This window comes from Streptacidiphilus sp. MAP12-33, assembly GCF_041261265.1.
GTDB lineage: Bacteria > Actinomycetota > Actinomycetes > Streptomycetales > Streptomycetaceae > Streptacidiphilus.
Window position 1 is genome coordinate 1 of the sequence record NZ_JBGCCA010000024.1, and the last position, 14,769, is coordinate 14,769.

The window sequence follows — 14,769 nt, forward strand, 5'->3', positions numbered from 1 at the left end:
CGCTGCATCAAGCGCTACCTCGCCCGACGCCTCTACCGCCACCTCAACAACGCCGCCGCAACGACACCAGGGGTTGACGAGACATAGAAGCTTCACTCACCCAAACACCGTTACGCTCACCCCTTCAACTTCACAGGCCGGCCGTTGAAGACCCCGGGGTCGTGGCGGAAGTGGAGCTCCACCGTGCCGCGGACGACGATCAGGTAGCCGTCCGGCCCGTCCCAGCGGCCACGGGACTCGAAGCCCAGACGGCCGTAGAACTCCAGCGTCTCGTCCAGGTCCCGGCTCGGGAGGATCGGGACCGCGTACTCGTCCATGCCGCCACCCTAGGGCCTGGCGACGACAGCGCGGGTCGCGCGGCGTCAGCTGGCGAACTTCTCGACGGCCGCCGGCGTGACGGGGGTGAAGAAGTTGACGAGATTGCCGTCGGGGTCGCGGAAGAGCAGCGAGCGGTTGCCCCAGGGCATCGTGGTGGGCCCGGCGACGAAGTCGGTGACGAAGGCGGTCAGGTTCTCGTGGACGCGGTCCACGTCGTCGACGAGGAACTCGGTGATCACGCTGCGGTTGTCCGCGGGGCGGGCGGAGCCCGGGGCGAACAGGAGGACGGTGCGGGTGCCGGCGATCGCGAGGGTGGCGCCCGCCGTCCGCAGCTCGGCGAAGTCCTCGGTGGCCCACGTCGCACGGGCCCCGGTGGCGCGCTCGTAGAACGCGACGAGGCGCGCCACGTCTTCGGTGATGATGCGGATCGAGACGAAGTCCATGAGATCTCCTTGGTCGTACGGGAGGGGTGCAGGGGTGCACGTCGCAGGCTAGGAGAAATAGGGGACAGAATCGGTCCAGTATTCGCGTTAGGCTGCGGACATGTCCCGACCCACCGGCCGCGTGCTGACACTCCTGGAGCTGCTCCAGTCGGGCGGCACCAGGACGGTGGCCGAGCTGGCCGACCGGCTCGGCGTCGAGGGGCGCACCGTGCGCCGGTACGTGGAGCAGCTGATCGACCTGGACGTGCCGGTGGAATCGGTGCGTGGCCGCTACGGCGGGTACCGGCTCGGCCCTGGGTACCGCCTGCCTCCGCTCATGCTCAGCGACGACGAGGCGCTCGCCGTCCTGCTCGGCCTGGTCGCCGGCCGCCGGGCGGGGCTGACGACGACGCAGCGCACGGCGAACGAGACGGCATCGGCGAAGATCCGGCGGGTGCTGCCGAAACACATCGCCCGCCGGCTCGACGCCCTGCTGGAGGCCCTGGCGTTCACGGACCGGCCCGGCGGGCCCGACAGCCCCGACGCCGCGGTCCTGCTCACCGTCGCCGACGCGGTGCGCCACCACCGGCCGGTCGCGATCCGCTACACCGGCCGCGACGGACAGCGCAGCGAACGCACCCTGCACGCGTACGGGGTCGTCGTCCACGCGGGCCGGTGGTACGTCACGGGCCAGGACGCCGGGATCGGCGAGGACCGGACCTTCCGGCTCGACCGCATCGCCGACGCGAGGACCCTGCCCGGATCGTTCGACGTGCCCGAAGGTCCCGCCCCGGCGCAGCGCCTGGTGTCGGGGTTCGCGGCGGCCGAGTACCGGCACGAGGTGGTCCTGGCGGTCCAGGCAACCGTTGAGCAGGTGCGCGCCCACCTTCCCGCGAGTGTCGCGAGTCTGGAGTCGTACGCGCCGGCAGCGGCCGAGGACAGCACGGCCGAGGACGGTGTGCCCGGGGACAGCACGGCCGAGGACGGCGTGCCCCGGGACAGCACGGCCGAGGACGGCGTGCCCCGGGACAGCACGGGCGGGCACGGCGCCACCGAGGGCTGGCTGCGCGTGCGGCTACGGGCGGAGCGACTCGACTGGCTGCCTCCCGTGCTCGCCGCCCTCGACCGGCCGTTCGTCGTCGAGCGCCCCGACGAACTGCGCGACCTCGTCGTCGCGTTGGCCGATCGCCTCACGTCCCATGCCCGCCGAGACGGACCGGGAGGAGCCGATCCGGGCGGGCCCGGCCCGCGATGAACGGTGGGTCGGCGTCGTTCAGGTCCGGCACCACGGGATCGGTGCGGTCGTGGTGACGGCGCTCGCCGGGATCGCGTCCGCGCTCGCCCTGCACGGGGCCGGCACGCTCCGGCTGCCGCTGTACCGGGTCCTCCCGCTGACGGGCGGTGCCGAGGCCCAGCGGATCAGCGAGCGCGGGCACCTGCGCGGCAAGATCGTGCTCACGGTCTGACGCGGTGCCAGGTCGCCGTCGCCGCTCGTCGTCGCCCGTCGTGCCCCTCAGCGGCTGCGCAGCAGCAGCGCCCCGTGGTCAGCGGGCCGCGCTGGGAGGGGGCAGGCGCAGTCCGGCGAGATCCGGGGGGACGGGGGAGTCGGGGCGGAAGAAGGGCGCCGACTCGCCGTCGGTCGCGGTGGCCGGTGCGTCGGTGAGGCGGAAGCGGTCGCGCAGGCGGCCGTAGAAGTCGGTGGGGTGGAGGCGGATGAGCCGGAGCCGCTGCGGGGCGCGGTAGACGCCGATCCAGTCGCCGGGGTCGAGCACGCCGCGCAGTTGGCCGTCGATGCTGACGGCCGCCCGGCCGGAGTGCGGCAGGATACGCAGCGCGACGGGCTCGTCCGGTGCGGCCACGACCGTGCGGTTGAAGGTCATGTGGGGGGCGATCGGCGTGAACACGACGGCGTCCATGTGCGGGGAGAGCACCGGCCCGCCTGCGGCGAAGGAGTAGGCGGTGGAGCCGGTGGGCGTGGCCACCACGAGCGCGTCCGCCGAGTAGGCCGCCAGCAGGCGGCCGGAGATGTAGACGCCCGCGGAGACCTGGTGGTCGCGAGACAGCTTCTCCACCACGACGTCGTTGAGGGCGTTGACGTCCAGGGGCATGCCCCAGCCGTCGGCGAGGGTGCTCTCCGGCCGCACGTGCGGCGGGGGCAGGGCGGGGCCACGGCCGTAGCAGAGGACCGTCTCCATCCCGGCGGGGATCCCGGGGGGCCGGGAGGCGCGCATGGTCAGCGTCATGCGCTCCTCCACCAGCGCCCCGCCCGCCTGGACGGCGTCCAGCGCGGAGACGACGTCACCGACCGGCACCTCGGTCAGGAACCCGACCTTTCCCAGGTCGACGCCGAGCACGCTGGCCCCGGTCTTGACCGCGATCCGCGCTCCACGCAGGAACGTGCCGTCGCCGCCCAGGGTGACGACCAGGTCGGGGTCCCCGGCGGCGTGCGCCTCCTCGCGGCCGGAGCGACGTTCGTGATCCTCGGACCAGACGTCGATCTCGGTACAGGGGATGCCGTGGTCCTCGGACCAGGCGTGGACCAGGAGCGCGGCGGCCAGGGCGGCGGCGTGCCCCTGATGGACGACCAATCCGATGCGTTGCACGGGCATGTTCCCATTTCGGCAGCCAGGCCCCGGAAGGGCAACCCGCCACGCGGTTCCCGTGGGCTGTTGCGTGGTGCCGCGTGGTGGCGGGCCGGTTCGCGGACCTGTTCGATCCGGGTCGGAGCTCCAACCGGCGGTACGACCTCAACTTGGTGATAGGAAAACCGCGTTGACGTTACTCGGGTGGTGGGAAATCATCGCTGCTCATGCTTCAGAGTGAGATTTGGGATGAAGAGGCTGCCCAGAGCTATGACACCCCTGGGACCGGCATGTTCGCGCCGGCGGTGCTGAGGCCGACAGTGGACCGACTCGTGGAGCTCGCCGATGGCGGGCGGGCACTGGAATTCGCCATCGGGACCGGACGGGTGGCAGTGCCGCTCGCGGAGCGCGGAATCCCGGTCAGCGGCATCGAGCTGTCGCAGCCGATGATCGATCGGCTCCGCGCGAAGGCGGACGGCGCGGTCATCCCGGTCGTCGTCGGCGACATGGCCACCGCACGATTTCCAGGCGAGTTCCAGCTCGTCTATCTCGTCTACAACACCATCTCCAACCTGCTCACGCAGGCCGAGCAGGTTGCCTGCTTCCGAAACGCCGCACGCCACCTCACGCCCGGCGGGCGGTTCGTCGTCGAGCTGTGGGTCCCCGAACTCCGCAAGCTGCCGCCAGGTCAGCGGGCCGTGGTCTGGGAGTCGGCGACAGGGTACATCGGGCTCGACACCTACGACGTCCTGCGCCAGCAGGTCGTCTCGCACCACTTCCGGTTCGACGCCGACGCCGGTCGCGAGGCCCGGGTGTTCCGCAGCCCGCACCGGTACATCTGGCCGGCCGAACTCGACCTGATGGCCGAGCTTGCCGGCATGACACTGGAGTCCAGGCATGCCGACTGGACGGGAGGGGAGTTCACCGCGGAATCGCGTTCTCACGTCTCGGTCTACCGGATGGCCGCCCCCCTCTGACCGGGCGAGCCTCCGACGCCGACGGCTCTTCACGGGCACGGGCCGCCGCCGGGTCTGGCCGGGTGTTGTCGGACGTGCCCCCCTGCGCCCTCCCCTCGCGGGTTCGCGAGACTCCTCCCACGATGGACACCGCACCGGGGCGCCGCCCGCCGCAGCGTCGCTGCATCGTTCCGCGGGGTGGCCACCGGGTTCGGAGTACTAGGGCAGGGGACCGAACCCGTAGAAGGCGCCGTAGTAGGAGCCGAGGCGGGCCCAGAAGTCGTCGTCGTTGCGCGCGAAGGCCGGAGCGTTCTTGATCTCCTCCCGCGTCCGGGCGACGTGGACGCACTTGCTCGCGCCGTCGATCCGGGAGACCGCGCCCGCCGGGACGACGACCCGCCGGCCGAGGATCCAGGTTCCGGTGTCCACGATCAGCGACCGCTGGTCGCCGCGGTCGAGGACGACCTCGACCTGGCCGACGTGTCCGTCGGCCGCCTCGACTCGGTACCCGGACACGTCCTCTCCGGCGAGCAGGCCGCTGTCGGTCGGGTAGCTCCACACCGCGTGGCTCATTCGTGCTCCTTCTCGTTCGGACCGGGAGTGGTTTCCGTTCCCACCTCCTCAGGGCCGCGCCTGCCCCGCCTGCGACCGTTCATGCGCCACTGGCCTCAGGCCGGCCGGCACCCTGACGCCGTGTCATCGGCTCTTGCCTCGTCGGTGACGGCTTCGCCGGAACGGCCCCGCTCGGGGTCGGCCTCCTGGCCGTGCCCGTCGCGGCGCAGCCCGCGGACGGGGGCGGGGGCCAGGTCAGGACCGCCAGGGCGGCCGACGACGGGGGCGGCACCGTTGTCGGCTGGGGCCCCAACGGCTTCGGCAACCTCGGGAACGGGACCACGAACGGCACGCTGACCCCCGTCGCCGTCTGCCGCCCAGGGCAGACGCCCCCTCTGCAATCCCTATCTGGACCACGTGCGGCAGGTCGCCGCCGGTGGGGACTTCGCCCTGGCCCTGCGCAGCGACGGCACCGTGCTCAGCTGGGGCCACGACGACCACGGCCAGCTCGGCGACGGCACCACCGGCCCCGGCGCCCTGGTCCCCGAGCGGGTCTGCGCACCTGGCCAGCACGCGCCCTGCAGCCGCTTCCTCGACCACGTCACGAGCGTGTCCGTGGGCGTCGCCGGAGGCGAGTACGCGCTGGCGGTGCGCTCCGACGGCAGCGTGGTCGCCTGGGGCTGGAACATCATCGGCGAGCTCGGCAACGGCACCACCGGCGGCGCGTCCTCGGTGCCCGCGCCGGTGTGCGCGCCCGGCCAGCACGCCCCGTGCACCCGCTTCCTCGCCGACGTCACCGCGGTGGCGGCCGGAAATGTCCACGCCTTGGCCCTGCTGCGCGACGGCACGGTGTTCGCCTGGGGCACGAACGGCGGCGGACGGCTCGGCGACGGGAACCTCTTCACCAGCAGCGCCGTGCCGGTCCCGGTCTGCGCGCCGGGACAGCACGCGCCCTGCGGCACCCACCTGGGCGGTGTCGCCGCGGTCGCGGCCGGTGCCACCCAGAGCCTCGCGCTCACCCGCAGCGGGGATGCCCTGGCCTGGGGCGTCAACACCCAGGGCCAGGTGGGGGACGGCACCGTGACCAACCGTGACGTCCCGGTCCCAGTCTGCGCGCCGGGGCAGCACGCGCCCTGCACCGCGTTCCTGCACCACGTCACCGCCGTCTCGGCCGGTATCCGGCACTCCCTCGCACTCGGCGCGGACGGCTCGGCGTTCGGCTGGGGCAGCAACGAGGACGGCCAACTCGGCGACGGCACCACCGCCAACCGGCACACCCCCGTCCCGGTCTGCGCGCCCGGGCAGTTCGCCGCCTGCACGCACCTGCTCACCCATGCCCGGTCCATCACGGCGGGGCTGCTGAACAGCGGTGCTGTCGCCGCCGACGGCACCGCCCTGACCTTGGGGCGACAACACCGTCGGAGGTCTCGGCGACGGCACCACCGTCCAGCGCCGCACCCCCGTACCGGTCTGCGCCGTCGATCAGGTCTGGCCGTGCGCGCGCTTCCTCCGACCCGTCACGGCCGTCTCCCTCAACGTCCTGCAAGGACTCGCCCTGGTCCGGCCGGACCAGGGGTGGTGATCGGCGCGGGCGACGTTCCGTCAGGTCAGCGCACCCGCACGAGCACCGGGGCCGAGGTACGGTCGACCGTGGTGCGGCCGGGCGCGGTCACCGCGAGCAGTCGGGCCCGGTACTCCGCCTGCCCCGCTCCCGTCGGCCGAACCGACACCAGCAGCGTGGCGGCGGTGGTGCAGCGCAGGGTCCGCCACGCGTCCGGGCCGGAGCGCTCGTCGACGCAGAGCAGCATCGTGTCCCCGCCGAAGTCGTCCGACGCGCCGGAAGCCGCAAGCCGCACGGACTGGCCTTGCGCGACCACGGTGCGCTCGGCGTGGAGGTCCAGGTCGGACTTGGCGGCTGCCGGGGCGGCGGCGAGCAGTCCGGCTCCGGCCGTGAGCGCCACGACGGTGGTCACGGTCCGCAGGGACTTCACGGGGTGGCGGGTTATCGAGAGCATGACAGGAAGGCCTTCGCGCGGTGCCTGCGGTCGCAGGCGGGGGACGGGAGCTTGTTTCATCACGCCACCAGGGCGCGGCAGTCCACTGTGTATCACCCCCGTGCGCGCGGATCGGTAAGAGCACCACGCACGGACGGTAGGAACCGAGTTGCGCGTCGTGCCGGCAGCCGAAGGCTCAGGAGGGGGGAGTGAGCTGCCGGCTGAGCCAGGGGAAGACGGTGGGGTACATCCGTTGCCAGGTTCCCCAGTTGTGGCCGCCCTGAGCGAGGATCAGCAGCGGTGCCACGGTGGTCGGGGGCTGGACCGCGTCCTGGAGCGCGACGAGGTTCCCGACCGGGCTGAAGGAGTCCTGGGCGCTGGTCGCCAGAAGCAGTGACACGTCCGGCTTCTGGCCGGCGAGCCAGAGGGGGCTGTTGTGCTGGCGCGCGAGCGGGTCCGGCAGGGCGGTCGGGTCACCGGTGAACGGGTCGGGGTCCATGGCGGCCGCGGCGGTGAAGGTGTGCGGGTATTGCATGGCCAGCTTGACCGCGCACAGGCCGCCGGTCGACAGGCCGGCGTGCCCCCAGCCGTGCGGCGCCGGCAGCGTGCGGAAGTGGGCGCGGACGAGGGTGGGGACGTCGTCGGCGAGCCAGGTGGCGTTCGCGTGGCCCCGGACGTCGCTGCACGTGGTGTCCACCCCGGCGGGGTCGATGACCGGGATCACGACGATCGCGGGCCGCACGGTGCCGTCGGCCATCATCGCGGCGAGAGCCTGGGGCATGCCGCCACCCTCGATCCAGGAGGAGGGGGAACCGGGGACGCCGTGCAGCAGCATCATCACCGGGAAGGCGGTGTGCCGGTAGGCGGACTGGTCGTACTGGGGCGGGGTCCACACGATCACCTGCCCGGACAGGCGCGAGGCCCTGCCGCGGACGTAGGTCTGCAGGGTGCCGTCGCTGGCGCGGGTGAACGCGGCCCGGCCCGGGGGAGGTCCGGGCATGGCCACCGTGCCGCCGCCGGGGCTCCCCAGGAGGTCGGACCACGACGCGTACAGCCCGTAGCTGTTGTTGATCCACGCGGCGACCAGCGCGATCGCGGTCGCCTGGCACACCATGATCAGCAGGACGCGCTGGAGCAGCCGCAGCAGGCCCGGGCCGTGCACGCGGTTCCACAGGGCCGTCGCCGCCGCCACCGCCCCGACGGTCAGGGCCGCCAGGAACCACAGCAGTCCGGTCCCGGTCAAGCTCAACACGGTGCACCCTCCGCGCCGCGCCGGCAGCGCGCGGGTGCATGCTGCCCAGAAGCGGTCATCTCGTCAAGAAGCGTACAAAAGCACTTCGGCGGAGGGGCGCCAGGTCGCCCTCGTGGCGGGTGGTGAGGATCGGGACGACGCCCGACCAGTTCTGGTCCTCGGTCTACTGCTTCATGTCCCGGCAGGACGAACGGTCACACCGCGCGCGGGGCGGACACTCGGTGCGAGAGCGATGCGCCACGAGTCGCCACCGACCTCCAAGCTGTGAGTGGAACGGACCGGTACGCTCGGGAGGGACTTGCGAACTGGCAGCAGTGGGCAGCAGGCAGCGCCGTCGCCCGCCATCGTGTCTGCGGAGGTGTCCCGTGAAGGTGGGGCTGCACTACTGGAACTTCTCGGTGCCCTCCGATCCGGCCCGGATCACCGCCACGCTGGCCGACACAGCGCGTGTGGCGGAGCAGTCGGGGTTCGCCTCCTTCACCGTCATGGACCACTACTTCCAGATGGAGACGCCGAACTCCGCAGCAGACGAGCCGATGCTCGAGGGCTATGCAACTCTCGGCTATGTGGCTGCGCTGACCGAGCGGATGACGCTCGGGCTGCTCGTCACAGGTGTGACGTACCGGCACCCAGGGCTGCTGGCGAAGATCGTCACCACTCTCGACGTGCTCTCGGGTGGCCGGGCACGTCTCGGCATCGGCGCCTCATGGTACGAGCGGGAGCAGCGTGGGCTCGGCGTGCCCGTCGTGCCGGTGGCCGAACGTTTCGAGCGGCTCGAGGAGACGCTGCAGATCTGTCAGCAGATGTGGAGCAAGGACAACGGACCTTACGAGGGCAGGCACTACCACCTTGCGGAGACCCTCTGCGTGCCGGCGCCACTGACCCGGCCGCATCCGCCGATCATGGTCGGCGGAGGTGGTGAGAAGAAGACGCTGTTGCTCGTCGCGCGTTACGCCGATGCCTGCAACCTCTTCGGCTCCAGCCCCGAGGACGTGGCACGCAAGCTCGACGTCCTGCGCGCACACTGCGCCGGGGTGGGCCGCGACTACGGTGCGATCGCGAAGACGGTGCTGGCGCTGCGGTCACCGCTCGACGACCCGAAGGCCTTCCTCGCGCAGGCCGAGCAGTACGCGCGCCTCGGCGTGACGGAGTTGCAGGTGATGCCGGACCGGGACCCGGTCGAGTTCGCGCGGCGGGTGGGGCAGGACCTGGTACCGCAGCTGAGCCAGATCGGCTGAAGTCGTTGCGATGACTCCCCGTCCCCACTCTGGGACTCGCGCTCGCCGACTTGCGCTCGCCTACTCGCGCTCGCCCTGATCTTCTGTCTCGCCCTCGCCATGACCCGCGTCGGCGGCAGGCTGGCGAGCCGCCGCAGGGTCCTGCTGCGTGGAGCCCGGCAGCCCCGCACCAGTGAGGACACGCGACCGCCGGCCGCCATCCCCACGGAACCCGACTCCGGCGACCGGACGAGCACGACGGTCGGCGCGGCCACCGGGCGGGGGAGCCGCCCGCGCCGTCACCTCTTCGGCCACTGACCCGGGCCCCGGGTCGGGCGGCAGGTCCTCGGGCCTCAGCGCATGCCGTAGGTCCGGTGGACGTCGAACCGGTAGACCAGCCGGGCTTCGTCCACCATGCGGCCGAGGAACTGCTCCTCGCCGAGTTCCTGGCCGAACCAGTTCAGCGGGCCGGTGGGCCGGCCCTGCATCTGCCGGAAGAGCCGCAGGTTCAGCGCCGGCGCGTCGGGGCCCTCCAGGATCGTGACCGTGGTCTCCAGGGTCAGCCAGGAGAAGGAGTCGCTGAAGACGAAGACGGTGCACCGGGGGTCTTGCCGAAGGCGCTGGGTGCGGACGCGGTCGCGGGTGCCGCTGCTCCAGAGCTGTCCGTCCACCAAGGCGACGCCCACGCGAGCGGTCTTCGCGATGCCGCCCGAGGTAACGGTGATCATGGCCGCAGCATGGTGGCTGCCGAGGAACTCGGCGTCACGGTCGGAGAGCGTCATGGCGTCACGCTAGTTCGCGAGCGGCGCCGATCGGCCATGACACACCCGGGGGAACGCGCCCGTGCCAGTGGATCGCCCGAGCGGCAGCGTGCGGCACGGGGAGTGCAGACGCCCCGCGTTCACGTGGAGCTGTCAGGCTCTCTTGGCGGCGAGGGCGGGGCGACTGCGGGGTTGGACCTCGGGGCGGGACGCCTGCCGCTAGTCCTCCGCCAACACGATCGTGAGGTCGTCGAGGAAGTCGTCGTCCGGGCCGTCCGTTTCCTCGGACCGCTCGTAGATGGCGGGATCGTCGCCGCGGTCGCGCGGGATCATTTCGTTCTGCGGCATCGCGTACTCCTTGCCTGGGCTTCGGGTGGGAGCCCAGCACAGCAGTAGCCGGGAAGGGCCGCGCGTCGCGACAACCGAAGGGATGAGTCACCCAGCGTGACTTCCCGGCGTTGCGGGGGTGCCCCACGCATCCGGCTCGGGCAGCTTGGAGGCATGAGCGAGGAGCCGTCCCATGCAGAGCACCATCACGCCCATGTCGTCGTCCACCCGGTCGTCTCCGAGGGTGTCGTGAGGCCGTTCCGGCGCGTGGACATCCTCGGTACGCAGGTCGGGAAGGCGTTTGAGCTCGAGGACGTCGCCGAGTTCTGCCGCCGTGCGGGCCTGGACGAACTCGATCTCGAAGCCGAGCGGATGGTGGAGTGGCAGGGCGGTGGACCCGAGGTGTGGGCGTAGGTCCGAGCCCAGCGCTGGTTCAGTCCGCGGGCGGAACAGGGAACGCGACGCCAGCGACGACGATGTTCGGCAGCGGGCGCAGGGCGCAGGGCGCGACGCGGCCTTGGTCCCACGTGGTTGTGCAGGGGCCTGTGGCGTAACCGGCTGCCACCGGCGGCGGATGCGTCGCCGAGTGGCGGAGAGAACGCGGTCTATGACCTTCGGAACAGCGGGACGGTCGGAACCGCGTTCGGCGAACACGGTGTGCGCTCGTTCGGACCACGCCTGGGGCGGGTCGGAGTGCGGCGTCCCGTCGGGGGAGTAGCGTCGGCAAGGCTCGCCTGTTGCCGCCCGCGCCGAGACAGCGCGGCGGGTTCTCACGGGGCGGCCGGGTGACGGCACACCGGCCGCTCGGATCGTCGCAGGCGACCGCTTGGTGTCGGCGCCCTTCGAGAGGAACACCGCGTGCTCGCGTGGACGGGGACTTGGGATCTGCTACGGGCGATCGGGGAGCGCGCCGTCCGTGGCCTGGCGGCGGTCGAGCCCAGCGGTGTGCGCCGGCAGGCGCAGCGCAACGCGGGGTGGGCCGCGGCGGAGGTCAGCGCCCGCCGACGGGAAGTCCAGCAGGTCGAGGCATGGATTGCCTCCCGCGCGGCCGGAGGTCCGGGCGAGGCCGCCGACACGCAGCTGCCGCCAGGCGCGTGACGGAGCAGGATGTGGCGGCTGAATGGCCGTCGGATGTTCGTCTGTTTCGGCGACTGCACCGGCGCGGAGGCGTCCTGGAGACACCGAAGCCGTACCTATGAGGCCAACGGCGAAGAGCCCGTGCCGCAGGAGGTGTGATGGCCGCATACGGAGCAGCTGGGCGCTGGACATGGCTCGTGGCCGGTGCTGTGCTGGTGGTCTCAGCATGCAGCGGCGACCTGGTGGTCGCCCGGTCGGCGCACGTTGGGCTTGTTGCGGCCGCGGGCCGGTCGTCGAGGCTGTGCTCTCTCGGCGGGTCGGCGCTCATCGACGGGGACGGCCCCGCCGATGTGCGGGGAGCGGGCCGCGACGTGCAGGACACCTACACCGAGTTCCTTGATCCAGCGGTGCCACTGCGACGGAAGGAGGAGCTCCTGCAGGACGCCCCCGACCTGGATATCGCGCTTCGGGGCTTCACCCGCGAGGGGCTCGCCACGCCTGCCCGGGTCGCGGTCACCCGGATCCACTTCATCAGCGACACCAGTGCCGTCGTCACCTACGACGTGTGCGCGCGCGGTCTGCCCGCCCAGCCTCAGACGGAGGGCATGGCCCAGCTCCAGGCCGGCTCGTGGAAGGTCGCGGCCGCCACGTTCTGCAGTCTGCTCCAGCAGGGCCGCCCCCATGCCGCGGCCACGGGCTGCGACTGAGGGCGAGCCGGTCGGACGAAGCATCCGACCCGACGGGGTTCGGCGCCGGAGTCGAGCAGCACCGATCGCGCGCTCCCGGGGCCCACTCGCACCGTCGACGCCGTCACCGTACCCAGGGCCGGGTGCTGAGCTCGGCCCTGGACCCTACGTACCTGCATCCACCGCCCGGGTTGGGGCGTCAGGTGTGAATGTAGCCGTTGGCGCCGTCGTGGTGGTCGGCGGTCGGGTCGTCGAACCAGAGGCCCCCGTCCGCCAGGTAGCGGAATGCCGTGACTTGACCCTTCGACAGGTCCGCGCTGACGGCGAGGGAGCCGTCCTTGCGCGGTGCGAGCGGGTGCGCGCCGGGGGTCCAGTCGTTGAAGTCGCCCACGACGCTGACCGGTCGCTCGTCGGCGGGCAGGACGAAGGTGATCCTGGTCCCCCGCTTGGTGGCACTGCGCTCCAGCACGATGACTCTCCTGTGGCTTCGATGGGGCCGGAGCTGTCAGTCTGGCCCTCGCGGCACTCGAGTCCGCGAAATACTGCGGCGCGGCGGTGCTTCGTACCCCTGTGGCCTATCCGCACCCCGGCCCGTGCCTCAGCCGTCAGGGAAACCCTCAGGCGTCCGCAGAGTCTGGATCTCCCAGGTCGGTGTCTGCGGTTTGGGGGGTTTCGCGCAGGTGGGCGGGGGCGAGGGCGCGGAGGGAGTGGTAGCCGACGAGGGTGATGATGGTGCCCAGGGCGATGCCGCCGAGTTCGAAGTTCTTGCTGATGTGCATGGTGACGCCGCCGGCGCCGATGATGATGCCGGCGGCGCAGGGGACGAGGTTGACGGGGTTGGTGAGGTCGACCTTGTTGCGGATCCAGATCTGGGCGCCGAGCAGGCCGATCATGCCGTAGAGGACGACGGTGATGCCGCCGAGCACGCCGCCGGGGATGGCGGCGACGACGGCGCCGAACTTGGGGCAGAGGCCGAACAGCAGGGCGAAGCAGGCGGCGGCCCAGTAGGCGGCGGTGGAGTAGACGCGGGTGGCGGCCATGACGCCGATGTTCTCGGCGTAGGTGGTGGTGGCCCCGCCGCCGACGGCGGTGGAAAGGACGGTGGCGACGCCGTCGGCGGCGATGGCGTCGCCCATCCGCTCGTCGAGGTCGGCCCCGGTCATCTCGCTGACGGCTTTGACATGGCCGGTGTTCTCGGCGATCAGGGCGATGACGACGGGGAGGGCGACCAGGATCGCGGACCCGGAGAAGTGCGGACCGTGGAAGTCGGGCAGGCCGATCCACTGTGCCGGGCCGACGCCCGACAGGTCCAGTCGCCAATGATCCGTCAACTTTCCGGATCCGTCGGCGGAGTGGATCTTTCCGGCTGTGCGGTCGAGGATCCAGGACAGGGCGTAGCCGAAGGCCAGGCCGAGGAAGATCGCGATGCGGGAGGCGAAGCCGCGCAGCGCCACCAGCGCGAAGCCGGTGGCGGCCATCGTGGCAAGGGCGACCCACTGGTCCTGGGGCCAGTAGGTTGCCGCGGTGACGGGGGCGAGGTTGAAGCCGATCAGCATGACCACTGCGCCAGTAACGGCCGGTGGCAGGATCGCCTGGATGATGTGCGCCCCGCCGCGCTGTACGACGACGCCGAACAGGGCGAGGACGAGGCCGACTACCAGGAGGGCTCCGGTGATGTCGGCGGTGGTGCCACCCTGGGCGCGGATCGTCGTGGCAGCACCGACGAACGACAGGCTGGAGCCCAGGTAGCTGGGGATCGCTCCACGCGTGATCAGAAGGAAGAGCATCGTTGCGATGCCAGACATCATCACGGTCAGATTGGGGTTCAGGCCCATGAGGATCGGGGCGACGTAGCAAGCGCCGATCATCGACGCGACGTGCTGGGCGCCGAGTCCGATGGTGCGTCCCCAGCTCAACCGCTCCCAGGGCTTGACGACCTCGCCGGTTCGGATGTGTTTGCCGTCGCCGTGAAGGGTCCAGCCGAACCGGGGCATCGGTGCGTCACCACTCTCAGTCAGAGGGCGCCCATGCGACCGCATGGGCGTGATCGGCGGGTCGGGAGCGCAGGGCCGCCGATGACGGAGTCGGATGATCAGCCCTCTCCGGCGTGTTCCGCCGACCACGGTTCAGACGGTGTCACGAGGAGGGCACCGGACATGGCAACGACGTGCTGTGCGGCGAGTCCGCTGGTGCTGTTCCTCAGCCCGGCCGTTCGTCCGGGGCGACGAGTGCGCCGGGAGCGGCTGGCCCGCCCCTTCCCGCAACCCCACCCCGACCCCGATGCCGTACGCCCACACCTGCAGTGTCGTGCAGCACACCTGAGGGCCCTCGGTGGTGTCGACCGGGTGCAAAGCGGATCACATTCCGCACTGTGGTGGTGCGTCAGTGGCGGTGCGAGCCCGTGTAGAAGAGCAGCATCACGAACGCGGCGAAGACATGGAAGCCGATGACGTAGATGAAGGCCCGGATCCACACGCCTCTGTTGGCGCGGCGCCCGCCGCCCTCGGTGCCGTCCTCGGCAGTCATGCCGATCTCTCCTGCCTGGGGTTCCGGGTTTCCGTACGAAGGGTACCAAGCGACGCCGGTGGTGACACTGAGTACCCTCTCTGTGGCCGCCGCTCTCCG

At 71.6% G+C, this 14,769-nt stretch carries 18 protein-coding genes; 8 read left to right on the plus strand and 10 right to left on the minus strand.

Annotated features, from left to right (window positions below):
* Nucleotides 1–116: 116 nt before the first annotated feature.
* Nucleotides 117–317 carry a hypothetical protein gene (locus tag ABH931_RS22990; RefSeq protein WP_370116279.1) on the minus strand — a complete coding sequence of 67 codons (201 nt, stop codon included), beginning with the start codon at nucleotides 315–317 and terminating at the stop codon, nucleotides 117–119.
* 45 nt (nucleotides 318–362) lie between these two features.
* Complete coding sequence (locus ABH931_RS22995) at nucleotides 363–761, minus strand: VOC family protein (RefSeq protein WP_370116281.1); 399 nt, start codon at nucleotides 759–761, stop codon at nucleotides 363–365.
* Between the two features lie 100 nt (nucleotides 762–861).
* On the opposite strand from ABH931_RS22995, the gene ABH931_RS23000 reads away from it, so the two are divergent.
* Both ABH931_RS23000 and ABH931_RS23005 read left to right on the plus strand, forming a co-directional pair.
* A complete protein-coding gene (locus tag ABH931_RS23000; RefSeq protein ID WP_370116283.1) occupies nucleotides 862–1,995 on the plus strand; it encodes a helix-turn-helix transcriptional regulator in 1,134 nt (377 codons plus the stop codon).
* Nucleotides 1,940–2,206 (plus strand): zinc-binding dehydrogenase, encoded by a 267-nt coding sequence (locus ABH931_RS23005; RefSeq protein ID WP_370116285.1) that lies wholly within the window; start codon nucleotides 1,940–1,942, stop codon nucleotides 2,204–2,206. The genes ABH931_RS23000 and ABH931_RS23005 overlap by 56 nt, the downstream gene beginning before the upstream one ends.
* Before the next feature lie 78 nt (nucleotides 2,207–2,284).
* On the opposite strand, the gene ABH931_RS23010 is transcribed toward ABH931_RS23005, so the two are convergent.
* Entirely contained in the window at nucleotides 2,285–3,349 is a 1,065-nt protein-coding gene (locus tag ABH931_RS23010; RefSeq protein ID WP_370116286.1) for an NAD(+)/NADH kinase, read from the minus strand.
* Nucleotides 3,350–3,549: 200 nt separating this feature from the next.
* On the opposite strand from ABH931_RS23010, the gene ABH931_RS23015 reads away from it, so the two are divergent.
* A complete protein-coding gene (locus ABH931_RS23015; RefSeq protein ID WP_370116288.1) occupies nucleotides 3,550–4,299 on the plus strand; it encodes a class I SAM-dependent methyltransferase in 750 nt (249 codons plus the stop codon).
* Between the two features lie 198 nt (nucleotides 4,300–4,497).
* Here ABH931_RS23015 and ABH931_RS23020 read toward each other — a convergent pair whose 3' ends face one another.
* Entirely contained in the window at nucleotides 4,498–4,851 is a 354-nt protein-coding gene (locus tag ABH931_RS23020) for a PRC-barrel domain-containing protein (RefSeq protein WP_370116290.1), read from the minus strand.
* Nucleotides 4,852–5,247: 396 nt separating this feature from the next.
* On the opposite strand from ABH931_RS23020, the gene ABH931_RS23025 reads away from it, so the two are divergent.
* Complete coding sequence (locus tag ABH931_RS23025; protein WP_370116292.1) at nucleotides 5,248–6,963, plus strand: hypothetical protein; 1,716 nt, start codon at nucleotides 5,248–5,250, stop codon at nucleotides 6,961–6,963.
* Nucleotides 6,964–7,020: 57 nt separating this feature from the next.
* Here the strand turns inward: ABH931_RS23025 and ABH931_RS23030 are convergent, their stop codons facing one another.
* Nucleotides 7,021–8,076: an alpha/beta hydrolase gene (locus tag ABH931_RS23030; RefSeq protein WP_370116293.1), complete on the minus strand. Its 1,056-nt coding sequence runs from the start codon at nucleotides 8,074–8,076 to the stop codon at nucleotides 7,021–7,023.
* 365 nt (nucleotides 8,077–8,441) lie between these two features.
* Between ABH931_RS23030 and ABH931_RS23035 the strand changes: the two genes are divergently transcribed.
* Entirely contained in the window at nucleotides 8,442–9,314 is an 873-nt protein-coding gene (locus ABH931_RS23035) for an LLM class F420-dependent oxidoreductase (RefSeq protein WP_370116295.1), read from the plus strand.
* Between the two features lie 332 nt (nucleotides 9,315–9,646).
* On the opposite strand, the gene ABH931_RS23040 is transcribed toward ABH931_RS23035, so the two are convergent.
* Nucleotides 9,647–10,075, minus strand: a complete 429-nt coding sequence (locus ABH931_RS23040) for a pyridoxamine 5'-phosphate oxidase family protein (RefSeq protein ID WP_370116296.1) — start codon at nucleotides 10,073–10,075, stop codon at nucleotides 9,647–9,649.
* A gap of 198 nt (nucleotides 10,076–10,273) precedes the next feature.
* Nucleotides 10,274–10,402: a hypothetical protein gene (locus tag ABH931_RS23045; RefSeq protein ID WP_370116298.1), complete on the minus strand. Its 129-nt coding sequence runs from the start codon at nucleotides 10,400–10,402 to the stop codon at nucleotides 10,274–10,276.
* Between the two features lie 153 nt (nucleotides 10,403–10,555).
* Here ABH931_RS23045 and ABH931_RS23050 point away from each other — a divergent pair, with 153 nt between their 5' ends.
* From ABH931_RS23050 to ABH931_RS23060, 3 genes are all read left to right on the plus strand, one after another.
* Nucleotides 10,556–10,795 (plus strand): hypothetical protein, encoded by a 240-nt coding sequence (locus ABH931_RS23050; RefSeq protein ID WP_370116300.1) that lies wholly within the window; start codon nucleotides 10,556–10,558, stop codon nucleotides 10,793–10,795.
* Nucleotides 10,796–11,239: 444 nt separating this feature from the next.
* Nucleotides 11,240–11,479 (plus strand): hypothetical protein, encoded by a 240-nt coding sequence (locus ABH931_RS23055; RefSeq protein WP_370116302.1) that lies wholly within the window; start codon nucleotides 11,240–11,242, stop codon nucleotides 11,477–11,479.
* A gap of 350 nt (nucleotides 11,480–11,829) precedes the next feature.
* Complete coding sequence (locus ABH931_RS23060) at nucleotides 11,830–12,165, plus strand: hypothetical protein (RefSeq protein WP_370116303.1); 336 nt, start codon at nucleotides 11,830–11,832, stop codon at nucleotides 12,163–12,165.
* A 178-nt stretch (nucleotides 12,166–12,343) separates the two neighbouring features.
* Here the strand turns inward: ABH931_RS23060 and ABH931_RS23065 are convergent, their stop codons facing one another.
* From ABH931_RS23065 to ABH931_RS23075, 3 genes are all read right to left on the minus strand, one after another.
* The gene (locus ABH931_RS23065) at nucleotides 12,344–12,613 is read right to left on the minus strand and encodes an isoamylase early set domain-containing protein (protein WP_370116305.1); all 270 of its coding nucleotides are present in this window, start codon (nucleotides 12,611–12,613) and stop codon (nucleotides 12,344–12,346) included.
* Nucleotides 12,614–12,761: 148 nt separating this feature from the next.
* Complete coding sequence (locus ABH931_RS23070) at nucleotides 12,762–14,138, minus strand: uracil-xanthine permease family protein (protein ID WP_370116307.1); 1,377 nt, start codon at nucleotides 14,136–14,138, stop codon at nucleotides 12,762–12,764.
* 388 nt (nucleotides 14,139–14,526) lie between these two features.
* Complete coding sequence (locus tag ABH931_RS23075; RefSeq protein WP_370116309.1) at nucleotides 14,527–14,670, minus strand: DUF6126 family protein; 144 nt, start codon at nucleotides 14,668–14,670, stop codon at nucleotides 14,527–14,529.
* Nucleotides 14,671–14,769 lie beyond the last annotated feature (99 nt).